This window comes from Poriferisphaera corsica (genome assembly GCF_007747445.1).
Taxonomy (GTDB): Bacteria; Planctomycetota; Phycisphaerae; order Phycisphaerales; family Phycisphaeraceae; genus Poriferisphaera; species Poriferisphaera corsica.
On the sequence record NZ_CP036425.1, the window covers coordinates 3,072,812 to 3,087,846 of the forward strand.

At 50.3% G+C, this 15,035-nt stretch carries 10 protein-coding genes; 5 read left to right on the plus strand and 5 right to left on the minus strand.

The window, feature by feature from the left end:
- Positions 1 to 174: 174 nt before the first annotated feature.
- Positions 175 to 1,191, plus strand: coding sequence for a tetratricopeptide repeat protein (locus KS4_RS12645; protein ID WP_145078664.1), 1,017 nt, complete (start codon positions 175 to 177; stop codon positions 1,189 to 1,191).
- Between the two features lie 75 nt (positions 1,192 to 1,266).
- On the plus strand, positions 1,267 to 2,436 hold the full coding sequence (locus tag KS4_RS12650; protein ID WP_145078667.1) for a THUMP-like domain-containing protein: 1,170 nt from the start codon (positions 1,267 to 1,269) through the stop codon (positions 2,434 to 2,436).
- 75 nt (positions 2,437 to 2,511) lie between these two features.
- On the opposite strand, the gene KS4_RS12655 is transcribed toward KS4_RS12650, so the two are convergent.
- A complete protein-coding gene (locus KS4_RS12655; RefSeq protein ID WP_145078670.1) occupies positions 2,512 to 2,925 on the minus strand; it encodes a VOC family protein in 414 nt (137 codons plus the stop codon).
- Between the two features lie 209 nt (positions 2,926 to 3,134).
- Entirely contained in the window at positions 3,135 to 6,851 is a 3,717-nt protein-coding gene (locus tag KS4_RS12660) for a DUF6537 domain-containing protein (RefSeq protein ID WP_145078673.1), read from the minus strand.
- A gap of 438 nt (positions 6,852 to 7,289) precedes the next feature.
- Here KS4_RS12660 and KS4_RS12665 point away from each other — a divergent pair, with 438 nt between their 5' ends.
- On the plus strand, positions 7,290 to 8,639 hold the full coding sequence (locus tag KS4_RS12665) for a beta-ketoacyl synthase N-terminal-like domain-containing protein (RefSeq protein ID WP_145078676.1): 1,350 nt from the start codon (positions 7,290 to 7,292) through the stop codon (positions 8,637 to 8,639).
- Positions 8,640 to 8,717: 78 nt separating this feature from the next.
- Here the strand turns inward: KS4_RS12665 and KS4_RS12670 are convergent, their stop codons facing one another.
- On the minus strand, positions 8,718 to 9,839 hold the full coding sequence (locus KS4_RS12670; protein ID WP_145078679.1) for a S1C family serine protease: 1,122 nt from the start codon (positions 9,837 to 9,839) through the stop codon (positions 8,718 to 8,720).
- A 50-nt stretch (positions 9,840 to 9,889) separates the two neighbouring features.
- The gene (locus KS4_RS12675) at positions 9,890 to 10,513 is read right to left on the minus strand and encodes a methyltransferase domain-containing protein (protein WP_145078682.1); all 624 of its coding nucleotides are present in this window, start codon (positions 10,511 to 10,513) and stop codon (positions 9,890 to 9,892) included.
- 774 nt (positions 10,514 to 11,287) lie between these two features.
- Between KS4_RS12675 and tmk the strand changes: the two genes are divergently transcribed.
- Together tmk and KS4_RS12685 are read left to right on the plus strand one after the other, a co-directional pair.
- Positions 11,288 to 12,001, plus strand: coding sequence for a dTMP kinase (tmk, locus tag KS4_RS12680; RefSeq protein WP_145078685.1), 714 nt, complete (start codon positions 11,288 to 11,290; stop codon positions 11,999 to 12,001).
- 465 nt (positions 12,002 to 12,466) lie between these two features.
- The gene (locus KS4_RS12685; protein ID WP_145078688.1) at positions 12,467 to 14,203 is read left to right on the plus strand and encodes a solute:sodium symporter family transporter; all 1,737 of its coding nucleotides are present in this window, start codon (positions 12,467 to 12,469) and stop codon (positions 14,201 to 14,203) included.
- 80 nt (positions 14,204 to 14,283) lie between these two features.
- Here the strand turns inward: KS4_RS12685 and KS4_RS12690 are convergent, their stop codons facing one another.
- Positions 14,284 to 14,907, minus strand: coding sequence for a class I SAM-dependent methyltransferase (locus tag KS4_RS12690; RefSeq protein ID WP_145078691.1), 624 nt, complete (start codon positions 14,905 to 14,907; stop codon positions 14,284 to 14,286).
- Positions 14,908 to 15,035: the final 128 nt, after the last annotated feature.

Here is a 15,035-nt window from a genome sequence, read left to right on the forward strand (position 1 = left end):
AAATGAGGTAAAGGGTAAGGGTTATGCGGTGATGGGATTTGGGATGAGGCGGCTAGAAAGGCAGAAAGTAGCACAATTAGGAAAAGGATCGTTTATGATATTGCGGTATGTAGTTCTGTGTTTTGAATGATGTCATAAGTAGTGCATGCCCGTTCGGGATTAAGGTTGAGCGTGATGAACAGGTCAACGGTTTTTTGGAAGCGTGGGGTGTTGGTGTGTGCGTTGTGTGGTGTGGTGATTGTGATGGGGATGAGTGTGGGCTGTGTTGCGAGTCAGGAAGAGCGTGAAGAGGCGCGGCTGTTGGCATCAGCGGAGAGACGGGCGGATGAAGCGGAACAGTACATGGCGATGGGGTATATCGACACGGCGCTGGCGGAATTTGGGATGGCGTTGGAGGAGAATCCGGATCTGATTGAGGCGCATATGGGGATGGGGGATGTCTACCGGGAGATTGGGAATTATGAATTAGCGAAGCGTGCTTATACGCGGGCAACGAAGGTTGATCCGAATCATTTCGATGCGCAGTATTCATTGGCGGTCATGCATCATTTGCTGTCGGAGTTTGGTGAGGCGGTGAAGGTATATTTGAGAGCGTTGGCGATTGAGCCGAGCTCGTTTGTGGCGAATCGTGATATTGCTGGGGCGTATATGCAGATGGAGCAGCCAGAGATTGCATTGAGATATGCGAAGCGTGCGACGGAGCTTGATACGGAACATCAGGAGGCATGGACAAATCTTGCTTCGATCTATGCGATGATGAAAGAATATCGTAAGGCGATTGATTGTTATCGTGAAGCGGCAGAGCTTGGTGATTTGAATGAGCGTGTGTTGCTGGGGCTGGGTGATGCACATATTCATTTGGGGAACTACAAGCGGGCTATCACTGTATTAGAGACTTATACATTGCGAGAGCAGTCGTCGACGGCTCATGAGCGGATGGGGTATGCGTACTTTAAATCGAAACGATTTGTGAAAGCGTTGGGACATTACCGCAAGGCGTTGGTGATTGATGAGAATGATACGGCGGCGATGAATGGGATTGGGGCGTGCTTGATGACGCGATATATTCAAGAGGGGCGCGAGAATAAATTATGGCGAGATGAGGCGGCGGAGATGTGGCGTAAATCGCTGAAGATACGGCCGGTGCAGCCGCATATTGCGGATTTGCTGTCGCGGTATAACCGGATGTAGAGATGGGCATGCGGAAGAAGTGAGGGTGGGATACAATGCGTTCTTTGGTGTATTTATTTGAAGGATGCATAAGCATTGCGTGAAGCACAGATACCCATTTATGCGGGACTAACTGACGAATTGCTGGAGCAGGCGGGGCTTGCGTATGCTGATCCGCGACAGGCGACGGCGCGGATATCGCAGCTTAGAAAGAAGTATGATGCGGATTCTGTAAGAGCGGCGATTGAGTTGGTTACGGCGAGGGCAAAGGCGAGGTTGAAGTTTCCTGAAATCAGTGAGAGATTTTACGGAGATGTGGCGGGAGTGGAGATGGCATCATCGTGGGCGGTGGGAAAGCATAAAGCGAAGCGATTTACGGGGCAGGCAAGGGTTTGGGATTTATGTTGCGGGATTGGTGGGGACATGTTGAGCATCAAAGGTGTTGCGGGTGAGGTGATTGGCTATGAGATGGATGCGCTTCGAGCGTGGATGTGCGAGAAGAATACGGGGTGTGCGGTAGAGGTATGTGATGTCATAGAGCGGCAGTGGGTGGATGGTGTATTTCATCTGGATCCGGCGAGACGGGAAAATGATTGGGGCGGGAAGCGGATGTGGCATTATGAAGATTTACAGCCGGGGCCGGAGTTTATTGAGAGATTGGTTGAGAAAAATCGTGGTGGGTGTATTAAGTTGGCGCCGTCGGTGTATGCGGAGGATTTGCCGTTTGAATGTGAGCTTGAGTATGTGAGTGAAAGGGGGCGATTGGTGCAGGGGATTGCTTGGGTGGGAGAGCTTGCTGAGTGCGAAAAACGGGCAACGATGGTGGATGGAGAGGAGGTGCATGAGCTATGTGGCGGAGAGGAGAGTCTAATCGCTGATTATATTGGTGGTGAGAGTCGATACTTATATACGGTTGATCCGAGTGTTGAACGTGCAGGGCTTATGAATGAGCTGGCTGAAAGAACGGGGTTGAAGGTTGTGCATGAGAAGTTGGGACTGCTAACGGGGAATGCTACAGTGAGCGATCCGTTTATACGGGGATTCGAGTTAATTGAAACAATGGGGTGGAAAGAAACACGAGTCAAGCGGTGGTTAGCGGCGCATGATGGGGGATTAGTTGAGGTAAAAACAAGGGGTAAAGTGGTCAACCCTGATACTGTGCAGATGCGATTACGAGGTAAAGGCGAAACAGTTTATACCGTGTTCATCCTGCGAAAAACGAAGCAAATTATTGCCTATATCACGCGGCGATTGGGATCGATATAAAAATCTGAAGAAGATTCATACATTTTTGGTAGCAGGTTACAAATTCACATCTTTCCAAATAAATCTAATGGATGATTAGTCCATGATTTGCCCAAAGCCAATATCGTAGCCGTCAAGATCCTGGATTCCGAATTCTTGGATGCCATAGGGTGTATTGGTGATACCGTAGTCGATCGTGGCTCCGCGTGATTGCATTTCGCTATAGAGTTGCTGAACGTTATCGACCCAGAAATACGCATTCCAAAGGCGATCGACAACGCGATAGTGAGGAATGATAGATTGTTTATCGTTGGTTTGACAGAGCATGATGGAGCAACCGTCACGGTGGATAATGCAGAAGTTGGCGGGCTTGCCGAAGAAAGATTCGTATTCGAAACCGAGTTTTTCACGGTAGTGAGCGGCGGCAGCACGAACGTCCTCAACTAAAAGTACGGGAGCAACACCGAGGAGGCGGGCTGATATGTCGACCTGACGGACTTCGTAGACCATGTGATATCTCCAGTTCGGATGTGACACATCGAGAACGTTGCTTGAGAAACTAACAATGGCGATTACGTAGTTGCGGCGGCGAGTTTATAGATATTCTAACTGTCTGATAGATTGAATATATATGTCAATGTAATTTAAACAATAAAAAGCCGACGATGCGAACGATGCATAGTTTGATTCATATGACTAGGTTTTATTATAACGCGTGACTATTTGGCTGGATAGACAATTGGCAATTCGATACTGGTGACGTTGTCGACATCACGTTTGGAGGCGGCTTCGAACTGATCAGGCGGCGTATCGAAGTACATTTCAGCTAAGCGTTTAGCGCGTTCCATTTTAGGGTAACGGACTTCACGGTAACCGCGGACGTCTTCGGGGACATTGAGGATTGAGAGCCAACGTTGGTAATCACGTTCGCCATGCCAATCGAGACGATCGACGAGTGTTTCGTACCAGTCACGGAAGGCTTTCTCGCGTTTATGCCATTGAGGCATAACGGATCGGAGGAAGCGGCAGCCGGACATGAGACGAAGCATCCAGTCACGTGTTTTGATTTCGAAAGAAATTGGACGGCCAAAGAGATCGAATTCGGGCTTGTTGTGGTGTTTGTAGACGATGCGGTCGCCGCGCTCAGGGTTGACGTTGAAGCGTTTACGATCGCGACGGTATTTCTCGGGGTTTGTGAGAAGAGCTGCGACGTAGATTTCGTCCTTGATGAGCATCACTTTGCCGAGATTGTGGGCAACGGCGCGTGTGATTTCAAAACCGTATTCGGGGTGATCTTTGTGGAAGATCTGCTGAAGCCTGAGGCAGTAACGCTCGGCGTACTCGATGCCGCCCCAGATGAGACAGTCGTAGGTACGGATGATGACGTCACGGAGGAGTTGATCGGGGACACGCATGCCGCGAGTTGCGCGGAAGGTGTGCTTCATGAGTACTCGGAATTGCTTGGAAAGCTTTTCGCCCTTCGAGCCTTTGAACCAGAGGCGGAGCGTGTTGACTTTACGTCTAAGCGCCTGTTTGGCAGACTCATATTCGTGGCGGGCAAAAACTTCGAACAGTTCGGGGTGCAGTGCGAGCTTGCGGCCAATGCCGAAAGCGCGGAGGTTGCGGTCGGCTTCTTTACCTGCGACTTTGCGGATGGCCAATTCGAGGGCGTCACGTTTAAGTGGGAGATAGCCAAGCTGGAAGGCGATGCCGAGCATCATGACGTTTGCGTAAACTTTGTTGTCGAGGACACGTTCACAGAGGTCGCCGATGCTGGCGGAGAAGAAGTGATCGGATTGTGAGTTATCGCGGAGAGATTTTTCGAGTTTCTCTTGATCAAGTTCGTCACGGCCCATCATGGCGAGAACCGTCGGGGTATCGGTTGTGTTGAGTACGACTGAAGTTTTGTCGGATGAAGCTACGCGGTATGGCGCTTTGGGGTCGATAGCGCGGCAGGCTTCGAGCATGTCGAGGCCGAGCAGAAGGTCGGCTTTGCCGTAGGGGATAACGGGAGTAGTGAACTGATTCGAGGCGCGGAGACGGAGGCCTGCGGTACCGTTGTCGACGACACCTTCACTTCGTGTGTAGACGAGTTGACCGAAAACGCCACCGGAGCGAATGGCCATACCCTTCTTGTCGAGGAATTGAACGTTGTAGCCCATTTCCTGACCTGCGAAAAGGAGGATCGCACGGCAAAGGCCGATACCCATACCACCAACACCTGCAAGGTGGACACGCCAAATATCTTGATCCGCGTGAACGGGTTTTGGGGGATCGGGAAGCGAATCTAGATCCACAAAGAGATCACCCATACGTTCTGGGGACTGACGAATGACGGTGACTTCTTCAAAGGATGGACAGGCGGAGATGCGTGCGCATGCACCGTCGTTCACACAGGTCGAGAAGTCGGTTTGGATTTTGGCGCCGTAGTCAGTGTCAACTTTTTTGAGTGCTGGACAGCCTGTGGTTGAGGTGCATTCGAGGCAGTATTCACAGACTTCTTCGGCAACATTCATGTAGGTTTTCTTGGAGAGGAAACCTTTCTCTTTGATTTCGGCACGTTCGGCGGTGCGAGCGCGGCGATGGTATTTGATGCCGCATTCTTTATCGGCGATGACGATTTTGACGCCATTGGATAGCACGGTCTGTTCGAGGAGATTGCGGTAACGATCACGATCGGCTGGGTTGATGCGAACGAGCTTAACGTCGTTGGTGATCTCTTTGGGGATGAGGCCTTTGATGATGCGTTCGATGTCGAGTGCGTTAGTGACGCGGCCCATGATGTCGGCGTCGTTTGATTCATGAGGCTGGTGGCCGGTCATGGCGGTGGTTGAGTTTTCGAGAATGATGTAGGTGATGTCTTGGCCGTTATAGATGGATTGACCGATGGCGACCTGACCGGAGTGGTAGAAGGTGCCGTCACCCATGAAGACGATTTGTTTGTTATCGATGAAGGGGTCGACACCCGCACCGGTTGCGCCCCCGAGGCCCATGCCGGAGTAGTTCTGCATGAGTGGCTCGTTGGGTGGGAACATGAGCATGGTGTAGCAGCCGGTGTCGCCGTGAGCGACGAGATCGACTGGCTTGCGGCGGTGATGACGTTCCATGTAGTCTGCGTCAAGGAGATCGGCGCGGAGCTCAAGCAAGACGTTGGATGAATCACGGTGCGGGCAACCAGGGCAGAAGGTTGGTGAGCGTGTGGGGAGATTTACTTTGATGTTGTTTGCGGCTTCGATGCGTTCGAGTTCTGTGGTGAGGTTGCCGTTGGTGAACTCAATGGGGAGAGTTGGGTGTGCGCGGAGAAGCGGGACGAGGATTTGGATGATGAGTGATGGGTTGAGGCCGCGTGTTGCTGGGAAACCATCGAGGCCGAGCGGGAAACGCTTGCCGTAGATTTCACAGTTGATGTTTTGTTCTTGACGGAGTTGGGCAGCGATGGCCTGAATGTGGTTCTCGACGAAGCCGCGGCGTTCTTCAACGACGATGGCCTGATCACATTGGCTGATAAATTCACCAACGATATTTTCACAGACAGGGTACGGCATGCCTAACTTAAGGATAGGGATGCGGCCGAGAAGGTTCATTTCGCTGAGCGCGTGGGCAAGGTAGCCATAGGCGTTACCGGAGGCGATGAAGCCGAGCGGAACGCGTTCACCACGCTGTGTGGGGTAGAGGATTTTGTTGACGCCGAAATCGCGGGCGGATTTTTTAACGGCATCGTGACGTTCGGTCATACGGATTTCTTCCAGCCATGTACGTGGCGGAAGCAGGACGGTGCGATCCACATTAGGGAGCACGTCTTCTTCGTATGAGAGAGCGACTTTGTGTTTTTCGTTGACGACGGGATATTGATTAGGCTGAACTTCAACGGAGCCGCCGCCGTCAGCTTGGGCGGTGGTGACGAGGAGGCCCATATAGATGCGTCCGGCTTGGCCGATTTTGAGACCAATGCTGACCCAATCTTTCATTTCCTGGCCACAACTTGGCTCAAGGATGGGCATGCGAACGTGTTCGGCGAGATAACGAGAGTCGGCAGGTACTTGTGTGGAGTCCGACCAAGGGTCGTCACCCGTGACAATGATGCCGCCGCCTTCAGGTTTGGTTTCGGCGAGGACGCCGAGGGCGAGTGCGTCAGAAGCAACGTGGAGGCCGACGCTTTTCATGAGAACCATACCACGACCCCCGACCATTTGCAGGCCGTTGAGCATGGCGACAGAGATTGCTTCATTTGCGCCGAGGCGCGCGACGATACCGTTTTCTTCGAGCAACTCGGAGAGGCTGCCCATGGTATCGAAGACGCCGCTGATCGGTGAGCCGGGATATCCGGTCACCAGATGCATCCCGCCTTCCACCTCAAGAGCGCCTTTAACCAGCAGCTCATTCCCCGTATAGACAGCGTGACCAGATTCCTTGATAAATCTTTGGTCGAACTTCATCAGCACCAAACTTTCATGTGTTAGGAGGAGGAGCAGTCAGCAGCATAGGCTGATTACCAGCAGATTCATCGCTACAAGTGAATCTGCTTGACGGTCGAATGGGCATCACACAGGCTTGTGGTGATTTGAGAACAACAGCGTATCCCCACCCGTGTTTGTTCTGGTTTAACGCTGCTTGCCGATTCATGACCGTCGGCTCCCGGGTCGGTCGATCCGACCCTTCCTCGTGTCAGTTAGGACATCCTGTCCGAACATGGCGACATTATAGTTGCGAGTTGCAACCCAGAGCAAAAGGAATTTCTTCACCTTTCCAATGAGTAAGATCGCAAATTCCACCTGTCGAAATAAACAGATGATCCGCGATAGTCTCACGCGTGAGAAGTAATACTCGGCTGGTTTATTAATGGTTCAGTAAATCCGCTACAATATGTGCCTGAGATGCTCAAACCGGGCATCTTCCCGCCCCTTGAATCACTCCAAAACAGGCTTTTTCGAGCAGTGAAGGCTGATTTCTGTAAAAATACTGAGTGTGAACTCCCCCGGATTGTGATTTCTGGCATGGGGTTAATAACGCCGCTGGGCTTATCGGCGTGGGAAAGTTTTCGATCGCTTTTAGCTGGCCGCACGCTTCCAGAACGGCTGGGCGAGTTACCCACAAATATCGCGCCGGTGGATCTTGTTCAAGCTGTCGGCAGTGTCTGTGTTGCCCAACATAACGAAATTGACCCTTCTTTGGAGCTGGCTGAACGGGCAGCGAGAGAAGCGGCGGCAGGTGCGGGAGTCCCTTTGGAGGGGTTGCCGACATATATCGCGACATCAAAAGGTGCGGTACATGCGCTGGCTAAGGCAACCAAATCACACGATGACGGGGTGCTTCTGAGCGGGAAACGGAAATATCCTGAAGTCTATTCAACCGCTGCAATGGGCAAGTCGGGTTTTGATTACCCATTGGCGGTAGCGATGGGGCCACAACAGTATTTGAATTACCACTTGGCACGTCGACTCAAAATTCGGCCGGTATCGCATACTGTCGCAGCGTGCGCGTCTTCGCTGACGGCATTACACTTTGCGAGGAACGATTTGCAGCATCGGTCGGAATTGCCGGATGCTTGTATGATTCTGACAGCAGAGGCAGCACTAACACCGCAGTTTATTTACTCGTATAAGCGGCTGGGTGTTTTAGCGAAAACAACAGTGGATGACTACCGGCAGACGCCGCTGAATGAAAAACGTGGTGGGTTTATGCTGTCTGAGTTTGGCGCGGCGATTGTGTTACGGAGATTGAAGCCGGGTGAAAAACCAAAAGCAGGTGAGATTGAGCTAACGGATACGGGGATCAGCGCGGCAGGGTATGACATGATCCGATCAAACCCGACCATGCCGGAACTCGCTCATGTTGCAAAAAAAATGTTTAAGGGGCGGCAAATCGACGTAATTCATCCACATGCGACTGGAACGCCTGATCATGATCCGGCTGAACTGGCTGCTCTAACCCATGCATTGAAGCAGACTGATCATAATCAAGACAAAATACCGCTATATGCGATCAAGGGCGCGTTAGGGCACGGATTAGGCGCAGCGGGGTTGGTTTCACTTGTGACGGCGGGGCTGAGCTTGCAGACAGGCAAATTGCCGCCAATGCCTTGGATTGATCAACCACTTCAGGTTGACGATGCACCTCTGCATATCACAGCAGAACAGAAAACGATTGCCAGAACAGGCTCGCATGCCGCATTTGCAGCTGGATTTGGTGGACATACCGCGGGTGTTGTTATCACACGGCACTAATCAATGAATAGAATTTAACAAAACAAAACCCCCATCATCAAGATGGAGGTTCGTTTTTGTGTTCAATTTCAAGACGATTTACTCTAACTCAACTTCAATCTCAACGATCTCAATTTCACGTTGAATATCTAGACGAATGACATCGCCATCTTTCAGTTTGTCGAGAATCTGCATGTAATCGCCAACGTTTTTAACGGGTTCACCATTGATTGCGGTGATGACATCGCCAATCTGCACCCTGCCCTGTTTACGGACAAGGCCGGTCAGACCCGCTGCTTCAGCCGTACTGCCTTCTTTGACTGCAAGAACCGCAACACCTTCAATGCCAAGCCGTCGTTGTATCTGAATATTAACACGTTGATCGACGGCAATCCCGAGCTGCGCCGGCTGATATTTACCGGTCTCAATGATTTGAGGAACGACACGCTGAACCGTGTCAATAGGAACAGCAAAACCGATGCCAGCACTTGACCCGCTGGTGCTTACGATCATGGTGTTGATGCCGATGACTTTGCCACGGCTGTTGAGCAGTGGGCCGCCAGAATTGCCGGGATTGATAGCCGCATCCGTTTGGATCACCCCGTCAATGGGCATACCGCCGGCACCGCGTATTTCACGGCCAAGCGCGGAGATGATGCCCGTGGTGAGCGTCTGATCAAGACCAAAGGGGTTGCCGATCGCAAAAACATCCTGCCCAACTTGAAGATTCTCGCTTAGCCCGAGTTCAAGTGTAGGAAGCGATTCACCTTCAGTGTCGATTTTCAGAACGGCAAGGTCATGGTTGGGCGATACACCGAGCAAATCCGCTTTGTATTCCGTACCGTCATTGAGAACGACTTTGGCGGATGTGGCTTGCCTAATCACATGATAGTTGGTGATGATGATCCCATCTTTGCTCCAGATAAAGCCGCTGCCCGATCCTTGGGGGACTTCGTATGCGCGCCTTGTCCAAAGATCGACTCTGCGTCCCATCGTATTGATGTGTACGGTGCCCGCGGATGCTTCTTTAAAAAGATTGACAACGTACTGTTCATCCGATCTCAGCGTTTCGGATTGCGTAAGCTCATCGCTAGCTGCAACGGCGGATTGAGTGAACATTGAGCGTTGCTGTGAGTTGCTGTTTGAGCTGAAGTGATGCCCCAGCATGCCGCCGATAGAAAGCAAACCGACGGTAACTAACACCTGAATAGACCTATTCATAAAATCATTCCTGTTGAGTGAAACGGGTTGCCCCTGTAAAGAATTTTTGGTTATTGTGGCTGCTGCTTCGCCATCATGATGGTTGCATCATGGCCGTTGGGGAAATAATCCTGCCGATAGCTGACGAGTGGCGTTTCGCTGAGCGCCCAATCGAGAAGCTTTAGAGCGGGTAGACGACGAGCGGGCCAACCTTGTTTGGGCGCATCTTTGCTCACACGGTCCGAGAGAAAATTGAAGAGAAGCGTTTGTGAGGTGGCATTCCATGCAGCATCGAGAACGCGTAACGCTTCCTTATCGCTCATGGTGTTGAGTGTGCCGGAGATTGTGATGACTTGAGGGTCATTTTGCTTGAACAGAGAGCCGTCTGCCACAAAATCACCGGCGATGAAGGTGGTATTGCCCAGCTTACGATTTTGAGCAAATTGAATGACATCTTCAATACCGTCAATGCCGGTGTAATGTGCGTAATGGAGTTCACGTTCTATGAGATAGGCCGCCAAATCGCCGCGGCTGCAGCCTGCATCAAGCACACGCTTGCCTGCCATATAACACATTTCTGTGAATACCTGAAATCGCAGACGCTGGGTTTTCTCGTTAGCCCAGAGCGTAACGCCGAAATCACTTCCACATTGTTGAGCAGCCTTACGGTAAGGCTTCAGATACTCATCTCTCATACAAAATCACTCACATTCCTTTTGATGCGTGTTTTGAGCAGATCGCATCGGTTATTGGCCACCAATATATCGTAGCGATATTCACGTGGGTCATAACAACTAACGTTAAAATAGCCAGTTTTGTTCGCCAATAATGGTGTGTGACGGAGAAGTTATGAAGTGGACTTGAGACAGCCGATAAAAACGCAATTTTTTGCAAAATTATTCATGATATCCCAGGTTCACGTCCGATTAAAACTACCAACAAGGATGAAAGTTTGTTCCCGGTTCATAGATTCTCCCTGCCTCGAGAGTCCAGGCAACTTGGCGTCGCATCTAGCCTCCCCCCATGCCTGAGCCACATCCCCATACATTGTGAATATCTGATTCGTTCGATGATCTAGTCGTCCCTCTCGGTTGATGTCTCGGCTTTTGCGGTGATTTTGCGTAAAATGACGTTCACGACACACCCACCAGTTGCATATCGAGCGTATGTTTTTGCTCGAATTTAGTTGTTCGATTCATATAAGTGATTCAGTAGTACCTGTATCGTGGTGCAGGGGGTCCAACCACGGGTAAAGAGCTTGGCCAAGCCTATTCGTACGCTTCGCCAGGCTCTTTTGCCATATTTACCGGAGCATCAGGCCCAACATCCACCCCCAAATCTTGCACTAAAACCTTCACTACTTGCCTATTTTTCCTGTTTTCCAGTCGAATCATGCGATAAATTCCACATTCGGAGGCTCATTTCGCTCCCGCCTGCAACAGCTAAAAACTTCGGATATCCTTGTTAGTATGAGTAAGAGCAAGAAGAAGGACGCTTCAAGCAAATGGGTTTACAACCTCCGATCCCGATTCATCGTCTTTGACGGCCCGGATGGATCCGGGAAATCTACGCAATTTCGCCGCCTATCCGAATTTGTGCATGACAATGGCATCGAGACTTGCGAAGTCCGTGAGCCTGGCGGGTCATCCATTGGCGAAAAAATCCGAGAAATCCTGCTCGATCCCGCGAACGATGAAATGGTGCTCCGCTGTGAGATGCTGCTTTATATGGCCTCACGCGCGCAGCTTGCGGAAGAGTGCATCAAGCCTTCAATGATGGACGGGCAACTGATCCTCGTCGACCGATTCATATCCTCCACACTCGCGTACCAAGGTGCTGCGGGCGGCCTTGATCCGTCTGACATTATGGCCGTCGGTGAGTTTGCGCTTCAAGACGTTTGGCCCGACCTAACGGTCATCTTCGATGTCGACGAACTGACCGCACAGCACAGACTCGTCGGCAAATCCAAGCGAAAGAAACATCTCGAAACCACACAAATGTCCCTGTTCTCTGATCGCATGGAGCTTAAGGGTGCAGACTACCATCGCAATGTACGGCAAGGATTCCTCGACCAAGCCGAAGCTAACCCAGATAAATATCTCGTCATTGATGCAACTAAAAAAGAAGAGGTTGTTTGGAAGAACTTCATCACGCAACTCAAAAAACGTGTTGAGACATGGTGATCACAACTAATTTATTTAGTAGATATGGCAGATAATTTAGTCCAAACTTTAGCTGTTTTTTTGCGACATAATCGGTTTACATTTCTAAGTATTAACCCATAATTATTAAGCAATATTTTGCGCTCTTTCCGTCAAGCACAATCTCAAAAAAAGAAGACTTGGGTTTACAGACATTATAAGTGGTTTTCATGCTATCTTGCGTGGTATTAATGAGATGCTGTGTTGGTCTCTTGGTATGGACAAAATCCATATTCAACAAACATGCAAATATGCTTCTTATTACGAGTTAACACGCCGCTTCTATCTTCCCAATCATCTCATACAGTGACACCTTGACGAACTTATACCGCTGAAATATTCTGCCAAAGGTTGATCTGTAGCCTGTATTCATTTTTTCTGCTCATATTTTTTATTGCTGCAATCACATGTTTGTTCACAGCACTCACACATTGAAAGTAGGGTCAAATGCTAACAATTATTTCGTTCATTTTTTTTACAGCTCTCGTAGCAATCATTACGTGGTTCATTACTCATAAAGATGATCACGCTAGTTCAAAAGGCTACTTTCTTGGCGGCAGATCATTGACCTTCCCCGTGATTGCAGGTTCATTACTTCTAACCAATCTCTCGACAGAACAGATGGTCGGCCTGAACGGTATTTCATTCCGTGATGGCATCTCCGTCATGTCGTGGGAAGTGATTGCCGTAGTCGCACTCGCGCTCATGGCCACCTTCTTCTTACCACGCTTTCTCAAAGCTGGTATCACAACTGTGCCTGAATTCCTTGAAAAACGCTACGATCGCGGCGCGCGCACCATAACGAATCTGATCTTCTTAGGTGCATATGCTCTCATCCTCTTGCCGATCATTCTTTACTCGGGTGCGAAAGGCCTTGTGGGCATGCTCAATATCGCCGAGATCACCGGCATACAAAGTGCTTCCGTAAACCTTTGGCTTCTCATCTTCATCATCGGTATCATCGGCTCAATCTATGCGCTCTGGGGCGGCCTTCGTACTGTCGCAGTCTCCGACACCATTAACGGCCTCGGTCTACTGGTCGGCGGTTTCATGATCGTCATCTTCGGCCTGCAAGCTGTTTCTGACGGCAACATCTTTCAGAATTTCCAAATACTTAAAGAGGCTGCACCACCAAGCACATTCAACTCCATTGGTGCGGCAACGCACGATACGCCTTTCGACACACTCTTCACCGGCGTCATCCTCCTCAACCTCTTCTACTGGTGTACCAACCAGCAAATTATTCAACGTACACTTGGCGCATCATCATTAAAAGAAGGTCAAAAAGGTGTTCTTCTAACAGGCGGTCTTAAACTGCTCGGCCCGATCTACCTCGTCCTCCCCGGTATCATCGCGGCCTATCTTTTCGCAGGTCAAGGTATCGCACAAGACGATGCTTATGGCATGCTCGTTCGCAAGGTTCTCCCTGCTCCACTCACAGGCTTCTTTGCAGCCGTCCTTGTTGGCGCCATCCTCTCATCCTTCAACTCCGCACTCAACGCAACCTGCACCCTCTTCTCACTCGGCCTCTACAAAAATACACTCCGCCCCAACGCCAACGAAAAGACCGTCGTTAAGTCAGGTAAAGTTTTTGGCTGGATCATCGCGATTGCTGCCATGATCGGCGCCGGCCTCCTGCAAGGCCAAGACAGCATCTTTGGCTACCTCCAAAAGATGAACGCCATCTACTTCATCCCCATCTTTGCTGTTGTCGTTGTTGGCCTGCTCACCAAGCGCAACCCGCCAATCGCAGCTAAGGTTGCACTCGTTGTTGGTCTGATCATGTTCTCAATCGGTTACTTCTTCGAGCCAGCCTCAACCTTCCTTCAAACATACCTACACAACTTCCACTTCATCGGCCTCGTCTTCGCTATTCTCGTTGTCCTCATGCTCATCATCGGTGCCATCGCACCGCTTAAGACGCCTTGGACATTAGAAGATTCCGGCGCGGTCGACATGACGCCTTGGCGTTTTGCAAAGCCCGTTGCTGTCTTACTCGTGATCCTCGTCATCAGCATCTATGCTCTCCTAGCCGACTTCTCAATCCTGCAAGGAGATGCCACAATTGAAACTGAGATCGTACCTCAGCCAACCTCAGAAGTAATTCAAACACCCACGCATGTCACATCCACAATTGATCACACACCAAATCAAGCCGCTCCTGTCATCGCAATGAGCAAGTAAGCCCGGACACACATCAATTGCATAAAAAAACTGCGAGCTATAAACGCTCGCAGTTTTTATTTTATTCATCTATTTGCTGCTTACTTCACAAACAGCATTGAAAGCAAACGCGGCTCTTCATCATCGTCTGCTTTCCAGTCATTCAGTTCGACAAATTCAAAACCAACGCCTTCAGCAGCCTTAGCAAATTCATCTTCTGTATGCGGATATGTCGGCAACGCAACCTGCTCACCTTCATCGTTCACATAAGTCGCGCCCTTGCCTTGAGCTTGCTTGTCTGGATGGTACTCAGCGATCAGCATGCCGCCACCATCTTTGAGCGCCCGGTGAGCTTCCTTGAAAACGTGCTTTACGTTCTCAATATGCTCGAGTACCAGATTGAAGACGATCACGTCCACAACGCCATCCTCGACCATCCACTCATCATTCAGGTCTTGCTGCAGAAGCACAACGTGCTCGCCATTGACCTTCTCTTGAGCAATCTCAAGCATCTTCTCAGAGAAGTCCACACCGACAACCTTCAGGCAGCGATCAGCAATCCATTGCGTCTTGTGGCCAGTGCCACAACCGCATTCCAAAACCACCGCATCCTCGAACAGATCTTCGTATTCTTCTAGAACCTGTTCGCCTAAATCTCGCGTTTTGTTCTCCTGTCCATCATACTTGGTGGCCCATTCTTCATAATTCTTCTTGATTTCGTCCATGTGCTCACACCTCTTGCTATACCCTCAGGGATCGACACCATCATAGCGAATTAAAAACAGTGGCTGTATTCTCACGGTCTCTAAAACGCAAGATTTTATCATTTTCCACCCTCACAATCCCCCTCAAT

Excerpts from the sequence above, each read along its gene's own strand:
- KS4_RS12645 (WP_145078664.1), top strand. The coding sequence starts at position 175 with ATGAACAGGTCAACGGTTTTTTGGAAGCGTGGGGTGTTGGTGTGTGCG.
- KS4_RS12655 (WP_145078670.1), bottom strand. The coding sequence starts at position 2,925 with ATGGTCTACGAAGTCCGTCAGGTCGACATATCAGCCCGCCTCCTCGGT.
- KS4_RS12660 (WP_145078673.1), bottom strand. The coding sequence starts at position 6,851 with ATGAAGTTCGACCAAAGATTTATCAAGGAATCTGGTCACGCTGTCTAT.
- KS4_RS12665 (WP_145078676.1), top strand. The coding sequence starts at position 7,290 with ATGCTCAAACCGGGCATCTTCCCGCCCCTTGAATCACTCCAAAACAGG.
- KS4_RS12670 (WP_145078679.1), bottom strand. The coding sequence starts at position 9,839 with ATGAATAGGTCTATTCAGGTGTTAGTTACCGTCGGTTTGCTTTCTATC.
- KS4_RS12675 (WP_145078682.1), bottom strand. The coding sequence starts at position 10,513 with ATGAGAGATGAGTATCTGAAGCCTTACCGTAAGGCTGCTCAACAATGT.
- tmk (WP_145078685.1), top strand. The coding sequence starts at position 11,288 with ATGAGTAAGAGCAAGAAGAAGGACGCTTCAAGCAAATGGGTTTACAAC.
- KS4_RS12685 (WP_145078688.1), top strand. The coding sequence starts at position 12,467 with ATGCTAACAATTATTTCGTTCATTTTTTTTACAGCTCTCGTAGCAATC.
- KS4_RS12690 (WP_145078691.1), bottom strand. The coding sequence starts at position 14,907 with ATGGACGAAATCAAGAAGAATTATGAAGAATGGGCCACCAAGTATGAT.